At 73.2% G+C, this 16,015-nt stretch carries 13 protein-coding genes; 9 read left to right on the top strand and 4 right to left on the bottom strand.

What is annotated here, in order from left to right; translation table 11 throughout:
* The first annotated feature begins 11 nt into the window (after nt 1-11).
* Entirely contained in the window at nt 12-596 is a 585-nt protein-coding gene (locus MF672_RS42990; protein ID WP_247815774.1) for a Uma2 family endonuclease, read from the top strand.
* A 245-nt stretch (nt 597-841) separates the two neighbouring features.
* Entirely contained in the window at nt 842-1,429 is a 588-nt protein-coding gene (locus MF672_RS42995; RefSeq protein WP_242379137.1) for a Uma2 family endonuclease, read from the top strand.
* On the opposite strand, the gene MF672_RS43000 is transcribed toward MF672_RS42995, so the two are convergent.
* Both MF672_RS43000 and MF672_RS43005 read right to left on the bottom strand, forming a co-directional pair.
* On the bottom strand, nt 1,373-3,082 hold the full coding sequence (locus tag MF672_RS43000) for a hydantoinase B/oxoprolinase family protein (protein ID WP_242379095.1): 1,710 nt from the start codon (nt 3,080-3,082) through the stop codon (nt 1,373-1,375). The genes MF672_RS42995 and MF672_RS43000 overlap by 57 nt on opposite strands.
* Complete coding sequence (locus MF672_RS43005) at nt 3,079-5,127, bottom strand: hydantoinase/oxoprolinase family protein (RefSeq protein WP_242379097.1); 2,049 nt, start codon at nt 5,125-5,127, stop codon at nt 3,079-3,081. The genes MF672_RS43000 and MF672_RS43005 overlap by 4 nt, the downstream gene beginning before the upstream one ends.
* Before the next feature lie 106 nt (nt 5,128-5,233).
* Here MF672_RS43005 and MF672_RS43010 point away from each other — a divergent pair, with 106 nt between their 5' ends.
* The 6 genes from MF672_RS43010 (at nt 5,234) to MF672_RS43040 (ending at nt 13,077) form a co-directional block, all read left to right on the top strand.
* The gene (locus MF672_RS43010) at nt 5,234-6,697 is read left to right on the top strand and encodes a hypothetical protein (RefSeq protein ID WP_242379100.1); all 1,464 of its coding nucleotides are present in this window, start codon (nt 5,234-5,236) and stop codon (nt 6,695-6,697) included.
* The gene (locus MF672_RS43015) at nt 6,697-8,499 is read left to right on the top strand and encodes a serine/threonine protein kinase (protein ID WP_242379140.1); all 1,803 of its coding nucleotides are present in this window, start codon (nt 6,697-6,699) and stop codon (nt 8,497-8,499) included. The genes MF672_RS43010 and MF672_RS43015 overlap by 1 nt, the downstream gene beginning before the upstream one ends.
* 81 nt (nt 8,500-8,580) lie before the next feature.
* Nucleotides 8,581-9,237 (top strand): response regulator, encoded by a 657-nt coding sequence (locus MF672_RS43020; RefSeq protein WP_242379102.1) that lies wholly within the window; start codon nt 8,581-8,583, stop codon nt 9,235-9,237.
* 68 nt (nt 9,238-9,305) lie between these two features.
* Complete coding sequence (locus MF672_RS51650) at nt 9,306-11,402, top strand: DUF6421 family protein (protein WP_302893371.1); 2,097 nt, start codon at nt 9,306-9,308, stop codon at nt 11,400-11,402.
* Nucleotides 11,399-12,028, top strand: a complete 630-nt coding sequence (locus MF672_RS43035; RefSeq protein WP_242379106.1) for an SDR family NAD(P)-dependent oxidoreductase — start codon at nt 11,399-11,401, stop codon at nt 12,026-12,028. The genes MF672_RS51650 and MF672_RS43035 overlap by 4 nt, the downstream gene beginning before the upstream one ends.
* Complete coding sequence (locus MF672_RS43040) at nt 12,025-13,077, top strand: threonine aldolase family protein (protein WP_242379107.1); 1,053 nt, start codon at nt 12,025-12,027, stop codon at nt 13,075-13,077. Before MF672_RS43035 ends, MF672_RS43040 begins: the two co-directional genes overlap by 4 nt.
* On the opposite strand, the gene MF672_RS43045 is transcribed toward MF672_RS43040, so the two are convergent.
* Nucleotides 13,074-14,495 (bottom strand): phytoene desaturase family protein, encoded by a 1,422-nt coding sequence (locus tag MF672_RS43045; protein WP_242379109.1) that lies wholly within the window; start codon nt 14,493-14,495, stop codon nt 13,074-13,076. The two genes, MF672_RS43040 and MF672_RS43045, sit on opposite strands and share 4 nt — an antisense overlap.
* 4 nt (nt 14,496-14,499) lie before the next feature.
* Nucleotides 14,500-15,144, bottom strand: a complete 645-nt coding sequence (locus MF672_RS43050) for a DUF305 domain-containing protein (protein ID WP_242379110.1) — start codon at nt 15,142-15,144, stop codon at nt 14,500-14,502.
* A 142-nt stretch (nt 15,145-15,286) separates the two neighbouring features.
* Between MF672_RS43050 and MF672_RS43055 the strand changes: the two genes are divergently transcribed.
* A complete protein-coding gene (locus MF672_RS43055) occupies nt 15,287-15,997 on the top strand; it encodes a thioredoxin-like domain-containing protein (protein ID WP_242379111.1) in 711 nt (236 codons plus the stop codon).
* The last annotated feature ends 18 nt before the right edge of the window (nt 15,998-16,015 follow it).

A 16,015-nucleotide genomic window follows, 5' to 3' on the forward strand; every position in this document is an offset into this window, starting at 1 on the left:
GGGTGACCGCGATGGCGACGATCGAACCGACCAGCACGAGGCGCACGGTTCTCCCGGGTGCGCCACCCTTCACGGTCGACGACCTGCTCAAGTTCCCCGACGACGGGAACCGTTATGAGCTCTTCAACGGGAGCCTAGTAGTGAGCCCTGCCCCCACCCCCCTGCACCAGGACGTGATCTTCATCCTGCAGACGATCCTGCATCAGGCTGCGCCGTCGCATTTCAAGGTGCTGTCGACGGTCAATGTGCGCGCCTCCGACAAGGATCTCTACATCCCCGACATCGTGGTCGTGCCCAAGGCCAGAGCCAGAGCGGTGCGGCTCATGTTCGACCCGGCTGACGTGCTCCTGGCCGTGGAAGTGGTCAGCCCCAGCACCAAGGTGCACGACAGAGGCACCAAGGCCACGGCGTACGCCGCCGCCGGCATTCCCGCCTACTGGCGGGTCGAACCCCTCGAAGGTCCGACGCTCTACGTCAGCGAGCTCGACGGCGACGTCTACCGCGGCCCGTCGGCGCACAAGCCCGGCACCACCGTCACTCTGGCGGCGCCCTACCCCGTCACTCTCGATCCCGCGGATCTGGTCGACGACGACTGATCGAAGCCGTAGTCGCGGGCCGCGCCCTCTGGGGTGACGCGGCCGGTGGCGAGGTCGGCGCGGACGGGCCGCCGGAGCTGTTCGGCGGGCCGCGCTCGGAGTGGGGGGCGCGGACGGCCCGCGCCGTCCACACCGCCGTCCGCCGCGGCGCCGAGGCGTGGCGGCCTCATCACTTAAAGTAAGGCGATCGTGGGAAGTAGCATGTGGACGAGGGCGAGGCTCGCGATACTGAGTGGGTGACCGCGATGGCGACGATCGAACCGACCAGCACGAGGCGCACGGTTCTCCCGGGTGCGCCACCCTTCACGGTCGACGACCTGCTCAAGTTCCCCGACGACGGGAACCGTTATGAGCTCTTCAACGGGAGCCTAGTAGTGAGCCCTGCCCCCAAGCCACGGCACCAGCGTGTGATCAGCCGGCTTGTCGTCATCCTCGAAACCGCGGCACCGGCCGGGATCGAGTGCCTGACGACCGTCAATGTCAGCCCGAGCGTGGAGGACCTTTACATTCCCGATCTGGTGGTCGTGCCCGAGCAGGTGTCGGAGGCGGTGGATCTCGTGTACGCGCCACGCGACCTGCTGCTGGCGGTCGAAGTGGTGAGCCCGAGCAGCAAGGCGCAGGACAGATCCACCAAGATGACGGCCTACGCCGAGGCAGGCATCCCTCGCTACTGGCGCATCGAGCCCGATGAGGGGCCGTCGCTCTACGTCTACGAGCTCGACGGACGTTCCTACGAGGGCCCGACTGTCCACAAGGCGGGAGCCGCGGTCACCTTGTCAGCGCCATTTCCCGTGAGTTTCGATCCCGCCGACCTGATGCGGTTGCGCGGTTAGAAGCCCGTAGTCGCGGGCCGCGCCCTCCGGGGTGACGCGGCCGGTGGCGAGGTCGGCGCGGACGGCGGCCGGGTCCCGTCCGGACGGGGGGCCGAGGCCGCCGCCGCCCGTGGTGGCGACGACGAACGCCTCGCCGGCCGCGAACCGCACGTTGTTGACCTTGGACGCCAGCCGTTCCAGCCGCCCGTCCAGATGCCGCTTGTAGAAGCCGCCGGTGCGGCCGGGCAGGCCGCCGTCGCGGCCCGGCGGAGGCAGGCGCAGGCGGTCGCCCCGGGTGGTGACGTGGCAGTCGGCGAGGAAGCGGTACACCGTCCGCGAGCCGAGCCCGCCCCGCCAGCGGCCGGGGCCGCCCGAGTCCGGGATCGTGGCGATCGACTCGACCACGATCGGGCAGCGGCTCTCCACCGGCTCGGCCTGCGGCACCGAGTTGCGGCCCACGCCGAAGTGCACGCCGGTCGCGTCCGGGCCGTCCAGCCCGCGTCGCGCCCCCACGCCGCCGAAGTCGTAGGACAGGTGGATCCAGTACGGCGCCCCCACGGCCGCGATCGAGAACGGCTGCAGGATGCCGCTGGCCGCGATCGCCCGCTCCGGCACCGCGTCCGACATCGCCTGGAAGACCGCCTCCATGGCGGCGTAGATCGGCACGTACCGGCCGCCGCACGGGTACGGCGAGCGCGCGTTCAGCAGCGACCCCTCCGGCAGGCGGACGTCGATCGCGCGCAGGCAGCCGTCGTTCATGGGGATCGTGGGGTCCAGGAAGCAGCGGATCGCGAAGACGGCGGCGGCCAGCGACTGCGAGGCCGAGGCGTTGATCGCGGCCGGCACCTGGGGGCCGGTGCCGGCGAAGTCCAGCACCGCGCCGCCGGGCCCGAGGGTGACGGCGACGCGGACCTCGTGCGCGCGCCCGGCGTCGATCCCGTCGTCGTCGATCGGGTACGCCGCCGCGAACCGCCCCTCGGGCAGCCCGGCCAGTGAGGCGCGGGTGCGGGCCTCGGTGTGGTCGAGGTAGTCCTCGACGCCGGCCGCCAGCCCCTCCTCGCCGTACTCGGCCAGGACGGCCTCCAGGCGGGCGGCGGCCACCGCGGTCCCGGCGACGAGCGCGCGGACGTCGCCCATGACCTTGTCCGGGGTGCGGCTGTTGGCCCGCAGCACGGCCTCCATCGCCGGGTCGAGACCGTTGGCCGTGGCCAGCCGGACCGGCGGGAGCTGCAGGCCCTCCAGGAAGATGTCCGTGGCCAGCGGGGCCATGCCGCCCGCCGACAGCCCGCCGAGGTCGGAGACGTGGATCATGGTGGCGGCGAAGTACGCGGGCCCGCCCCCGGCGAAGACCGGCCGGTAGACCAGCAGGTCGTTGGTGTGCACGCCGCCCCGGTAGGCGTCGTTGAGCGCGTACACCTCGCCGGGCCGCATCGTGCCCGGCGAGTGGTCGGCGAGCAGCTCGGGCAGGGCGGTGCGGAGGGCCATGCTGTTCATGAGCGTGGTGGCCATGGACTGGGCGATGAGCCGGCCGCGGGCGTCCAGGAGGGCGGCCGAGGCGTCGGAGCCCTCCACGATGAACGTCGACCAGGCCGAGCGCACCACGACGATGCTGGCCTCCTCCGCGGCCACGACCAGCGCGTTGCGCAGCACCTCGGCGGTCAGGGCGTCCTTCATGCCGGGCCGCCCGCGGTCAGGTGCACGGCTCCGGAGCGGCGGACCAGCGCGGCGGTCCAGGAGGGCGGGACGACGATCGTGGACTCGGCGTCCTCGATGATCGCCGGGCCGGGCAGCAGGTCCGGCATGGTGGCGCGGGTGTGCACCGGCACCTCGACGTAGCCGCCGCGCTCGGCGAAGTAGGCGGCCCGGCGGCCACCCGCCCCCGCCGGTGGAGGCACGGGGGAGCGCGGGCCGGGGGTGGCGGGCCCCTCCGCCGCCGTGGAGCGCGGGGCGGGGGCGGTGGTGCCGTTCGTGACGGTGACGCGGACGCGGTAGCCGACCGGCTCGATCTCGCCGCGCTGCGCGATGCCGTACACCTGCCGGTACCGCTCGGCGAACCGGTCGGCCAGCACCTCGCGCGACGGCGACCAGGCGACGGTCAGGTCGTGCGACTGCCCGCGGAAGCGCACGTCCACCGACCGCTCCACGCGCACCGCCGGGTCGCCGGGCGAGACCCCCAGGTCGGCGGCGGCCTCCGCCGTCAGCTCGGCGAAGACCGGCTCCGGGTCGCCCGCCTCCAGCCGGGACCTGACCCGGTCCGTGGACAGCTCGCCGGCCAGCAGCCCCGCCGCCGAGGCCACCCCGCAGTGCGCGGGCACCACCACCGTCGCGATCCCGAACCGCCCGGCCACCCGAGCCGCGTGCATCGGGCCCGCCCCGCCGAAGGCGACCAGGGCGAACCCGCGCGGGTCGATGCCGCGCTGCACGGTGACGACGTGCACCGCGGACGCCATGGCGGCGCTGACGATCTCGTGGACGGCGTACGCCGCCGCCTCCCGCGACACGCCGAGCGGCCCGGCCAGCCGGTCCAGCGCCTCGGCCGCCGGCCCGGGCCGCAGCGGGATCGAGGCGGAGGAGAGGTAGCCGAGCACCAGGTTGGCGTCCGTGACCGTGGGCTCGGCCCCGCCCAGCCCGTAGCAGGCGGGGCCGGGGGAGGAGCCGGCCGAGCGCGGCCCGACGCGCAGCGCGCCGGCGGCGTCCAGCCAGGCCACGCTGCCGCCGCCCGCGCCCACCTCGGCCAGGTCGATGGCCGGGGTCTTGATCGGCACGCCGGTGCCCGCCCGCCGCCCGCCGAAGCTGCCCTTGCCGCCGACGTGGAACTCGTGGGTGATCTCCGGCCGCCCGCCGCGCACCACGCACGCCTTGGCGGTCGTCCCGCCCATGTCGAACGAGATCGCCTCCGCGAACCCGGCCCCGGCGGCCGCCAGCACGCCCGCCGCCGGCCCCGACTCGATGGTGGCGACCGCCCGCCGCGCGGCCAGCTCGGCGGAGATCACGCCGCCGCCGGACTCCATGACGTGCACGGGGGCGCGGACGCCGAGCGCCGCCAGCCGCTCCCGCAGCTGGGACAGGTAGGAAGCCATCAGCGGGCCGATGTAGGCGGACATGATGGTGGTGGTGGCGCGCTCGTACTCGCGGATCTCGGGCCACACCTCCGAGGAGGTCACCACCGCCGGGACCGACGCGCGCAGGATCTCCGCGACCCGGCGCTCGTGCGCGGGGTTGGCGTAGGAGTGGAGCAGGCACACCGCGGCCGAGCCGATGCCGCGCCGGGCGATCTCGGCGGCCACCCGCCGCACGGAGCCGTCGTCGAGCGGGGTCAGCACCTCGCCGCGGGCCGAGACGCGCTCGGTGACCTCGAAGCAGTCCTCGGGCGCGACCGGGGGAGGGGGCGGGGTGAAGCGGAGGTCGTAGCGGTCCTCCTCGACGCGGGCATAGCGGCCGAGCGGCACGACGTCACGGAAGCCCTCGGTGGTGACGTAGGCGACGCGGGCCCCGGTGCGCTCCAGCACCGCGTTGGTGGCCAGCGTGGTGGCGTGCACGACCCGGGTGACCTGCGCGGGGTCGCGCCCCGCGAGCACCCGCGTAACGCCCGTGACGATTCCCGCGATGGGGTCGTAGTGGGTACTCAAGCACTTTGCCACGGAAACCGCGCCGCACGAATCCCGGAGGACCACATCGGTGAAGGTGCCGCCGACATCGACGCCGATCGCGAAGGCCACCCGGGTACGTTACGCCCCCTAGCAAGCGCTTGTCTACGAAGTGGTCTATTGACTTACGACAGGTGATTGGGACCCTGGTCCTATTCCTTGTGTTGGGAGCGGACAGATGGCGCGCCTCACAGCTCTTCTCGGTGCCATCGCGGCGGCACTGTTCCTGACCGCGACGCCGGTCGCGGCCCACGACCACCCCAGCGGCATCACCGACCTGGTCACCCCGGCCGTGGTGCGCCTGGAGTCGGTGTCGCACGTGGACATCACCCTGCTCGACCACATCGGCGAGCTGAAACACGTGGAGCGGTCCTACGACATCCCCTTCGCCATGGGCACCGGCACGGTCGTCAACCCCGACGGCACCGTCGTCGGCCTGCGCCGCCTCGCGGTGAACCCGAACGACGTGGCGATCTACGCCGCCAACAAGATCTTCGCCGACTACCACAAGGTCAAGATCCCGGCCGACTACGAGCGGCACAAGCTCTCCGACGACCAGCTCAACCACCACCTGCAGGAGTGCTACCCGCCCAAGACCGACACCGCCACCTGCATCGTCGCCATCACCACCGAGATCACCGCCTACCCCAACGTCTCCCCGGCCAGCACCACCGGCTACAAGGTCAAGTGCATCAAGGCCGGCCCCAACCCCGACGACCCCGCCGTGCTGGTGCCGCTGACCCCCGCGACCGGTGTCGGCGTGCCGACCGCGCCGCTCGCCGACAAGGTGCCCGACCAGGTCGGCTCGCCCACCAACGTCGCCGGCTTCCTCGGCCGTCCCGGCCCGGACGTGCACCACACCGTCGCCATCGCCCACCTCGGCCAGGGCGGCGGCCAGGGCCAGACGGGCCGGCCGTTCGCCGACCCGGAGAAGAAGGTGGACGAGCCGGTCGAGCTCGGCGGCATGGCCGACAAGGGCATGGTCGGCGCCCCCGTCATCGGAGACAAGGACGGGCACGTCATCGGCCTGCTCATCGGCGGCGGCAAGGAAGGCAAGATGCTCGGGATCAGGGAGGTCCTGAACGTCCTGACCGCGGCCAAGGTGACGCCGCGCCGCGGGGCCATCGACACCGCGTTCGAGGCGGCGCTGACGCGGTACCACACCAAGTACTACACCGAGGCCGCGCCCGGCTTCCAGCGGGTGCTGGAGCTCTACCCCGGCAACGTCGTGGCGGCGGGCCTGCTCAAGACCACGCTGGCCAAGCGCGGCGGCCCGGAGGACCAGGGCACCAAGCAGCTCGCCGCGACCTCGCCCACCTCCTCGCGGCCGCTGTGGCCGTTCCTCGCGGCGGCGGTGGTGCTGTTCCTCGCGGCGGGCGGCGGGGCGTATCTGCTGTGGCGCCGGCGCTCTCCTGACAAGGTGACCGAACCGCCGCAGCCGCTTGCGGCCGGGCCGCCGTACGACGAGGGCGCGAACCAGACCGTGGTCGTGCGGAGGTCCCAGCCGTTCCAAGTGGTCCCGCAGCAGCAGCAGGTGATGACCGCGCAGGAGGCCCCGATGAAGTACTGCACGTCGTGCGGCATGAGGCTGGGGCACGCGCACCGCTTCTGCGGCTACTGTGGTCACCCCATCGAGACGTGATGCAATTGAACGAGAGATCGCTCATCGGCCAGGAGGTGGCCGGGTACTACATCGAGGACATCGTGGGCAAGGGCGGCATGGCCGTCGTCTACCTGGCGCTCGACCCGCGGCTGAGCCGCCGGGTGGCGCTGAAGATCCTCAACCCGGTGCTCAGCGTCGACGACCGGTTCAGGCAGCGGTTCATCCTGGAGTCCAGGACGGTCGCCAGCATCGAGCACCCCAACATCATCCCGATCTACGAGGCCAACGCCGACGCCGACGGCGTGCTCTACATCGCCATGCGCTACGTCGACGGCCTCGACCTGCGCCGGCTCATCCACGACCGGGGGCCGCTGCCGCTCGGCCCGGCCAACCGCATCTTCGCCCAGGTCGCCGCCGCGCTCGACGCCGCGCACGCGCACGACCTCATCCACCGCGACGTCAAGCCGGCCAACATCCTGCTGGCCGGCGACCACGTCTACCTCACCGACTTCGGCATCACCAAGCACCGCTCGTCCATCTCCGGGCTGACGCAGACCGACCAGTTCATCGGCACGCCCCGGTACATGTCGCCCGAGCAGATCAACAAGGAGCACATCGACGGGCGCTGCGACCAGTACGCGCTGGGCTGCGTGGTCTACGAGGCGCTGTCGGCGCGGCTGCCGTTCCAGCGGGAGAACGACATCGCGCTGCTGTGGGCGCACCTGGCCGAGCAGCCGGTGCCGCTGTCGCACATCAGGCCCGAGCTGCCGCCGCAGGTGGACGCGGTGATGGCGCGGGCGCTGGCCAAGTCGCCCGAGCAGCGCTACGCCACCTGCACCGAGTTCGTCACGGCGCTGCGGGACGCCATCAGCGGCCCCCAGGCCGACCAGGACGACCTGCTGGGCAGGGGCGGGCTGGTGCCGCGGCCCGGCACGAGCCCGCACTCGGGCCCGTACCCGGTGCCGGGCCCGCCCTCCGGGCCCGGCTCGTCGGGGCCGCACTCGGTGCCCGGCTCGTCGGGGCCGCACTCGGTGCCCGGTTCGTCCGGGCCGCACTCGGTGCCAGGGTTGTCGGGGCCGCACTCCGTGCCTGGTTCGTCCGGGCCGCACTCCTACCCGTTCGGCGCGCCGCCGTCGGGGGCACAGGGCGGGTCACAGGCCGGGCCGCGGGCGAGCTCCGCGCACACCGGCCCCCTGCCGCCCGGGGCGCCGACCCGGGAGGGCACGCGTGGCAAGCGTCCCGGCCGGGTGCCGATCGTGGCCGTCACGCTGGTCGCCGCCGTCGCCGCGCTCGCGCTGGTGGCGTTCATCGTCTTCAGCCACCGCGGCGACACCTGGGCGCGCTACCAGCCCAGCCCGGCCGCGCCGCTCGCCTTCGACTACCCGGGCGACTGGACCGCCCGCACCCATCGCGACCTGTTCGCCGTGGCCTCGCCGCACGCCGCGGAGTTCGAGTCGTTGTTCGTCTCAGGCCCGGGGGCCGACTGGGCGGCGGTCTCGCAGATCGTCGCCGACGACCCCGACAGCGCCTCCGGCGTGTACGTCCAGACCTCCGACACCGTCGACCCGGCCGGCGACGCCGACCAGATGAAGGCCAAGATGGAGGCCCTGCTGCCCGGCACGGTCGACCTCGACAAGCCGGTGCAGGACCAGGCGGGCAACAAGCCGGCCACCCGCTTCGACGGCTCGCTGATCGACCAGTCGACCGGCACCCGGCTGGGCTTCGTCAGCTACGTGATCGGCCGGCAGCCCAAGAACATGCTGGTGATGTACTTCTGCGCCAAGGCGAACTGCGACGACGCGACCCAGGCCCGCTTCCGGCAGAGCATCCACGTCTCGTGACCGGCGGGCGCACTTGGAACTGACTTGTGTCCGGCTTGGCCTGGGTGTTCAAGGCACGGGCGCGGAGTCTACCCTCCGTGCGTGGGCATTCGCATAGTCATCGCCGACGACCAGGCGATGGTGAGGGCCGGGTTGCGCATGGTCGTCGATAGCGACCCCGGCATGGAAGTCGTCGGCGAGGCCGCCGACGGGCGGGAGGCGATCGCCGTGGCGCGGCGGACGCGCCCGGACATCGTCCTCATGGACATCTCGATGCCCAGGCTCGACGGGCTGTCGGCGGCGAAGGAGCTGCTGGACACGCCTTCGCCGCCGAAGGTCATCACGCTGACCACGTTCGACACCGACGAGAACCTGTACGCGGCGCTGCGCGCCGGCACCAGCGGGTTCCTGCTGAAGGTCTCGCCGCCGGAGCAGCTCCTCGACGCGATCCGGGTGGTGCACGCGGGCGACGCGCTGCTCGACCCGGCGGTGACCAGCCGGGTGATCGCCACGTTCGCCGGGCGGGCCGAGCCGACGCCCTCGCCGGCGCTGGCCGAGCTGACGCCGCGCGAGCTGGAGGTGCTGCGGCTGCTGGCGCGCGGCCTGACCAACGCGGAGATCGCCGGCGAGCTGTACGTGGGGGAGGCGACGGTCAAGACGCACGTGGCGCGGGTGCTGATGAAGCTGTCCCTGCGGGACCGGGCGCAGGCGGTGGTGTTCGCGTACGAGACCGGCGTGGTCCGGCCGGGGGCCGCCTGACGGTTTGCTCAGGTCACCCGCCTTGTGTGTATATTTTCCGGCATAAGGCGGTTGATACAGGAGATTTTATGCGAGCGTTCCCCCGGGTGCTCTTCGACGAGGCCCACAGCGAGTCGTGGACCGTGCGGCGCGAGGTGGCCGAGGCCATCAACCCCGCCCACCCCGACGACAACAGCTACGCGCGGGCCGCGGCCCTGCTGCGCCATCTCGGGCACACGGTGACCGCCCGCACCTCGGGAACGCTCCAGCCGGACGTGCTGGCCGGGCACGACGTCCTGGTGATCGCGCACCCGTCGGGCGAGCGCTGGGAGCGCACCACCGGCCAGGGCAGCCCGGTCCTGTCCGCCGCCGAGCTGGACGCGATCGAGGCGTACGTGGCCGGCGGCGGCGGGCTCGTGGTGCTGGCCGAGGAGGAGCAGGACAAGTACGGCAACAACCTGCGCGACCTGCTGGCCCGGTTCGGCCTCGGCATCGGCCACACGACCGTCCGCGACCCCGGGCACGCCCACCGCGGCGTCGCCACCTGGGTGCGGGCCGCCCGCGCCACCGGCGACGGCCTGCTCGCCGGCGTCAGGGACGCCTGCTTCTACCGCAGCGGCGTCCTCACCGTGGCGCCGGGCACCGCGGCGACCGTGCTGTTCACCACCTCCGGCACGGCCGACCCGGCGGGCGCGCCGCTCGCCGTCGCCGTGCGGCACGGGCGCGGCCGGGTCGTCGCCTTCGCCGACTCCGACCTGTTCGGCGACGACTCGATCGACGACTACGACCACCGCAGGCTCTGGGGCAACGCCGTCACCTGGGCCGCCCGCCTGCCCGAGGACGGCGCCCCCTCGGACGGCACCGCGCACATCGCCGCGGTCGGCAGCGGGGCGGCCAAGGCCGGGCTGTTCGCGGCGCTCAAGGCCGCCGTCGAGGAGCTGCGCCCGCTGCAGGTCAAGGACGGCTCGGTGCCTGAGGAGGGCAAGGAGCGCGCCGCGGCGCTGGTGGAGCGGATCTCCGCGCGCGTCGGCGAGCTCGCGCCGCACTTCCCGCACGACGCGGCGTACCTGGAGGCCGTGCGCCGCGACCTCGCCGCGTGGGCGGCCGGCGGGCTCGGCGTGCCCGACTTCCTCGACTCTCTCGACCTGTTCCACCCCGACACCCAGCGTGTGGACGGCCTGGAGCACCTGGTCGTGTTCCCCATGTACACCCAGAACGGCAACCCGGACCGCAACCTGGAGGCCGTCTGGATCCGCACGATCTGGCCGGACTGGCTGGCCCGCCTGGAGGCCGGCGGCTACGACAACCCGATGTTCGTGCCGATCGGCTTCATCGACTTCACCTCCGGCTACGACACCCACTCGGCCGTGCTGTTCCCCGAGACCGTGGCCGTGCGGCAGGCGCCCGCCCGCTTCACCTGGGGCGGCATCTTCGCCGACCGCGAGGCCGCCAGGTTCCGCCGGGTGTCGGCGGCCGCGGCCGAGACCCTCAAGCTCGACCTGCCGCCGGACGCCGCCCGGCTGCTGGCCTCCCAGCAGCTCGCCGAGGACACCTTCGTGCTCTGGGACCTGGTCCACGACCGCACGCACAGCCACGGCGACCTGCCGTTCGACCCGTTCATGATCAAGCAGCGGATGCCGTACTGGCTGTACTCGCTGGAGGAGCTGCGCTGCGACCTGACCGCGTTCGGCGAGGCGGTCGAGCTGGAGCGGCAGGGCGTGCCGCACGCCCGGTACGTGCAGCACGCCATCCTGTTCGACCGGCTGTTCCGCTTCCCGATCAGCGGCGCGCGGGTGCGCAACTACGACGGGCTCGGCGGCCAGCTCCTGTTCGCCTACCTGCACCGCAACGACATCGTCCGGTGGACCGACAACCGGCTCTCGATCGACTGGGACCGGGTCGCGGACGGCGTCGCCGACCTGCGCGGCGAGGTGGAGAAGCTCTACCGCGACAGCATCGACCGCTCCAAGCTGGCGCACTGGCTGGCGGCCTACGAGCTGGTGACCGCGTACGTGGCCCCGCACCCGGCCTCCGTCTGGGCCAAGGGCGTCGCGGCGCTGCCGGAGGAGCAGAAGGCCAAGGTGGACGCGGTGCTGCCGGACGAGTTCCCCCTGAGCATGTTCTACGAGGCACTGCGCCGTAAGCTGACGGACGTGGTCGAATCGACTGAGGGAATCCGCGCATGATCATTCTGGTGACCGGCTCGGCCGGGCCCGCCGGCCAGGCCGTGACCGCATATTTCCGTAAGAACGGCGACACCGTCATCGGCGTCGACAAGGACGACGTGGACCTCCTCGACCGCGCCGCCGTCCAGCGGCTGGCCGAGCGGGTCGAGCGCGAGCACGGCCGCGTGGACGGCGTCGTGCACCTCGTGGGCGGCTGGCGCGGGTCATCCTCCTTCGCCGAGACCTCGCTCGACGACTGGGACCTCCTGCACGACCTGCTCATCCGCACCCTCCAGCACGTCTCGCTGGCCTTCGAGCCGCTGCTGCGCCACAGCGCCGACGGCCGCTTCGTGATCGTCTCGGCCAAGGCCGCCGAGCGGCCCTCCGCCGGCGGCGCCGTCTACGGCGCGGCCAAGGCGGCGGCGGAGGCGTGGACCCTCGCCCTGGCCGACGCGCTGTCCGGCACCTCCTCCGCGGCCGTCGTCCTCGTCGTCAAGGCCCTGGTCAACGAGGCCATGCGGGCCGAGAAGCCGCAGGCCCGATTCCCCGGCTTCACCGACGTCAACGACCTCGCGGCGGCGATCGGCGGCCTCTGGGACCGCCCCGCCGCCGAGCTCAACGGCACCCGATTGGACCTCACCTCTTGATCCCCCGGCACGACCCCCAGCTCAAGGCGTTCGCCAGCGACAACTACGCCGGCGTCCACCCCGAGATCCTCCAGGCCATCGCCGCCGCCAACGGCGGCCACCAGATCTCCTACGGCGACGACGTCTACACCGAGGCGCTCCAGGACGTCTTCCGCCGCCACTTCGGCGAGCGGGCGCGGGCCTGGCCCGTCTTCAACGGCACCGCCGCGAACGTCGTCTCCCTGCGCGCCATGCTCCGCCCCTGGGAGGCGGTCATCTGCGCGGAGAGCGCCCACATCAACACCGACGAGGGCGGCGCCCCCGAGGTCGCGGGCGGGATCAAGCTCCTCACCGTGCCCACCCCCGACGGCAAGCTCACGCCCGAGCTGATCGACCGGCAGGCGTGGGGCTTCGGCGACGTGCACCGGGCCCAGCCGCGGGTGGTGTCCATCTCCAACACCACCGAGCTGGGCACGCTCTACACGCCCGCCGAGATCGCCGCGATCTGCGCGCACGCCCACGAGCGGGGCCTGCTGGTGCACCTCGACGGCTCCCGGCTCACCAACGCCGCCGCCGCGCTCGACGTGCCCATGCGGGCCCTCACCACCGACGCCGGGGTGGACGTGCTGTCCTTCGGCGGCACCAAGATCGGGCTGCTGTACGGGGAGGCGGTCGTCGTCCTCGACCCCGAGGCGGCGAGCGGGATCGACTACATCCGCAAGACGTACATGCAGCTGTCGTCGAAGATGCGCTTCGTCTCCGCGCAGTTCGAGGCGCTGCTGTCGGGCGACCTGTGGCTGCGCAACGCCCGCCAGGCCAACGCGATGGGGCGGCGGCTGGCCGAGGCCGTCGGCCGCGTCCCCGGCGTCGTCCTGCCCCGGCCGGTCGAGGCCAACGCCGTCTTCGCCGTCCTGCCGAAGGACGTGACGGAGCGGCTGCAGAAGCGCTTCCGCTTCTACACCTGGAACGAGGCGACCGGCGAGGTGCGCTGGATGTGCGCCTTCGACACCACCGAGGCCGACGTGGACGCCTTCGCCGCGGCCGTCGCCGAGGAGATGGCGGCGTCCTAGCGCGCCGGCCGGCGCAGCGCGAGCCGGGCGGCCTGCCAGCCGCCCATGCCGTGCGTCCCGGCCCCCGGCGGCGTGGCCGCCGAGCACAGGAACACCCCCGGCAGCGGGGTGCGCCACGGCGCCGGGGACCACACCGGGCGGCGCAGGAACTGCGCCAGGCTGGACAGCCCGCCCGAGATGTCGCCGCCCACCAGGTTGGCGTCGTACGCCTCCAGCTCGGCCGGCCCCATCGCGTGGCGGGCCAGCACCCGGTCGCGGAAGCCGGGCGCGTACCGTTCGAGCTGGGCCTCGACGGCGTCCGTCAGGTCGGCCCGGGAGCCGTGCGGCACATGGCAGTAGGCCCACAGCGTGTGCCCGCCGCGCGTCGGGTCGGCCGCGTACGGCTGCACCACCAGCACGTACGGCCGCGGCGAGACCCGGCCCGCGGCCGTCTCCGCCTCGCTGAGCGCGATCTCCTCCAGCGTGCCGCCGAGGTGCACGGTGCCCGCCCCCGCCACGGCCGGGTCGCGCCACGGCACCGGCCCGTCCAGCGCCCAGTCGAGCTTGAACACGCCGGGCCCGTACCGGTAGCGCTCCAGCCGCGCCCGGTAGCGCGGCGGCAGGTCGGCCAGGGCGAGGAACTGCCGGGGCGTCACGTCGAGCACCACCACCGGCGCCCGCACCTCCGACAGCCGCCGCACCCGGTGCCCGGCGACCGCCTCGCCGCCCAGCGACCGCAGCTCGGCCACCAGCGCGTCGGCCAGCACCTGCGACCCGCCCCGCACCAGCGGCCAGCCCACCGAGTGGGCCAGGGCCGCCAGCAGCAGCCCGTAGCCGGCGCTGACGGGGGAGCGCAGGTCGAGGACGGAGTGCGCGGCCATGCCGGCGAGCAGCGCCCGCGCCTCCGGCGTGCGGAAGGCGAGCCGCGCGAACGTCGTGGCCGGCAGCGCCGCCGCCGCCCCGAAGGGGACCGCCCGCGCGAACGCCGTCAGCGGCACGCCCCGCCACGGCCCGAGCGGCTTCAGCAGCAGCTCCACCAGCGGCAGGCCGGCCCGCGCGGCGGCGCCGGCGGTGGCCAGCCAGGCCGGCCCGTCGCGGCCGAGCCCGGCGGCGGTGCGGACCGGGTCGCGGTGCACGAGCACCGCCGGCCGGCCGTCCAGCGGATGGGCGGCCGGAACGGGCGGGTGGACGAACTCGACGCCCTTCAGCTCGTGCCGCGCGCGCAGCTCGCGGAAGGCGGGGGAGGCGAGGGCCAGCGCCATGACCGTCGCGCCGAAGTCGTGCACCCGGCCGGGCAGCGTCAGCTCTCCCGAGCGGAGCCCGCCGCCGAACCGGTCGGCCGCCTCCAGCAGCACCACCCGGCGGCCGGCGCGGGCCAGCGTGACGGCGGCGACGAGCCCGTTGGGCCCGGAGCCGACCACCACCGCGTCGGCGTCCATCCGCCTACTGCGACTTCAGGATCGACGGGTAGGGCTGCGCGCCGCGCCGGTGCAACAGCTCGGTCATCAGCTTGATCTCGCTGCTCTGCCCCTGGACGATCTTCTGCGCCATGCTCACCACCTCGGGCCGGGTGGACTGGTCGAGCAGGCCCTCGGCCATCTGCACCCCGCCCTCATGGTGCCGGATCATCAGCTGCAGGAACAGCACCTCGGCCTGCGTGCCGGTCGCCGCCTTGAGCTCGGCCAGCTCGGCGGGCGAGGCCATGCCGGGCATCTGCCCGGGGCTCGCGACGGGGGCGGCGGAGCCGCCGCCGTGCCCGTGGCCGCTCATCCAGGCCATCGGCTTCTGGTCGGTCGCCTGGCCGAGCCCCCACTGCTGCAGCCAGCCCAGGAACATGCCGCGCTGGTTGGCCTGGGTGTTGATGATGTCGAAGGCCAGGTTGGAGACCTCCTTGGCGGGCTGCTTGTCGCGGATGACGAACGCCATCTCGACGGCCTGCGCGTGGTGCGCGGCCATGTCGCGGGCGAACCCGGCCTCGGGCGAGGAGTCGCCCGGCGTGCCCGCGCGTGCGAACAGCAGGTAGGCCGCCGCGGCGAGCACCAGCACGCCGCAGACGATGAGCAGGGGTTTCCTGAGCGGCTTTTCCATGGCCCGTCCAGCGTACCCACTCGCCGCCCACCCCGCCGCCCCGTCCTGGGCAAGCCGCCGGGCCGCGCTTACTTCCGCCTTATTCTCCGCATACGTCCGGAGGGCATAGGGTGACCCGTGTTGGTACGCCGATGGAGGAACGATGACGAAGGAGAAGGCGCAGGCGCGGCGCGAGCATCTGCAGAAGATGCGGGCCGACCAGAAGCGCAAACAACGCCGCGCCGCGCTGCTCATGTGGGGCACGGGCGGGCTGATCATCGTGGTGCTCGTCGGCGTGGTCGGCTTCTACCTCGTCAAACAGGCTCGTGAGACCTCGCTCGACGCCGTGACCAGCGTCAAGTACGCGGCGGGCGAGCACGTCTGGAACGCGGTCACCTACAAGGAGACCCCGCCCGTCGGCGGCCAGCACAACAACTACTGGCAGCAGTGCGCCATCTACGACAAGCCGATCCACTCCGAGCACGCGGTCCACTCGATGGAGCACGGCGCCGTCTGGATCACCTACCGGCCCGACCTGCCCAAGGCGCAGCTCGACAAGCTGAAGCAGGTGGCCACGACCACGGGCCAGCAGGACTACATGCTGATGAGCCCGTTCCCCGGCCTGCCCTCGCCGGTCGTCGTGTCCTCCTGGGGCCACCAGCTCAAGCTGAGCGACCCGGCCGACCCGAAGCTGCCCGCCTTCATCAAGCGGTACCAGAACGGCGCCGACACCCCCGAGCCGGGCGCCACCTGCGGCGGCTCCGACGCCATCACCACCACCGCGGACCAGGCCCCGCTGCCGCCCGAGCCCACGGGCCAGGCCAACGCGCCGATGGAGACGCTCAAGCCGTCGGCCAGCCCCTCCCAGCAGTAGCCCGCGACAGGAGCGGGA

It is taken from the genome of Actinomadura luzonensis (genome assembly GCF_022664455.2).
GTDB classification, from domain to species: Bacteria; Actinomycetota; Actinomycetes; order Streptosporangiales; family Streptosporangiaceae; genus Nonomuraea; species Nonomuraea luzonensis.

What these genes read in the sequence shown, in the direction of transcription:
- MF672_RS43010 (WP_242379100.1), top strand. Translation starts at nt 5,234, where the DNA reads ATGGCGCGCCTCACAGCTCTTCTCGGTGCCATCGCGGCGGCACTGTTC.
- MF672_RS43055 (WP_242379111.1), top strand. Translation starts at nt 15,287, where the DNA reads ATGACGAAGGAGAAGGCGCAGGCGCGGCGCGAGCATCTGCAGAAGATG.
- MF672_RS43050 (WP_242379110.1), bottom strand. Translation starts at nt 15,144, where the DNA reads ATGGAAAAGCCGCTCAGGAAACCCCTGCTCATCGTCTGCGGCGTGCTG.
- MF672_RS42990 (WP_247815774.1), top strand. Translation starts at nt 12, where the DNA reads ATGGCGACGATCGAACCGACCAGCACGAGGCGCACGGTTCTCCCGGGT.
- MF672_RS43035 (WP_242379106.1), top strand. Translation starts at nt 11,399, where the DNA reads ATGATCATTCTGGTGACCGGCTCGGCCGGGCCCGCCGGCCAGGCCGTG.
- MF672_RS43015 (WP_242379140.1), top strand. Translation starts at nt 6,697, where the DNA reads ATGCAATTGAACGAGAGATCGCTCATCGGCCAGGAGGTGGCCGGGTAC.
- MF672_RS43000 (WP_242379095.1), bottom strand. Translation starts at nt 3,082, where the DNA reads ATGAAGGACGCCCTGACCGCCGAGGTGCTGCGCAACGCGCTGGTCGTG.
- MF672_RS43045 (WP_242379109.1), bottom strand. Translation starts at nt 14,495, where the DNA reads ATGGACGCCGACGCGGTGGTGGTCGGCTCCGGGCCCAACGGGCTCGTC.
- MF672_RS51650 (WP_302893371.1), top strand. Translation starts at nt 9,306, where the DNA reads ATGCGAGCGTTCCCCCGGGTGCTCTTCGACGAGGCCCACAGCGAGTCG.
- MF672_RS42995 (WP_242379137.1), top strand. Translation starts at nt 842, where the DNA reads ATGGCGACGATCGAACCGACCAGCACGAGGCGCACGGTTCTCCCGGGT.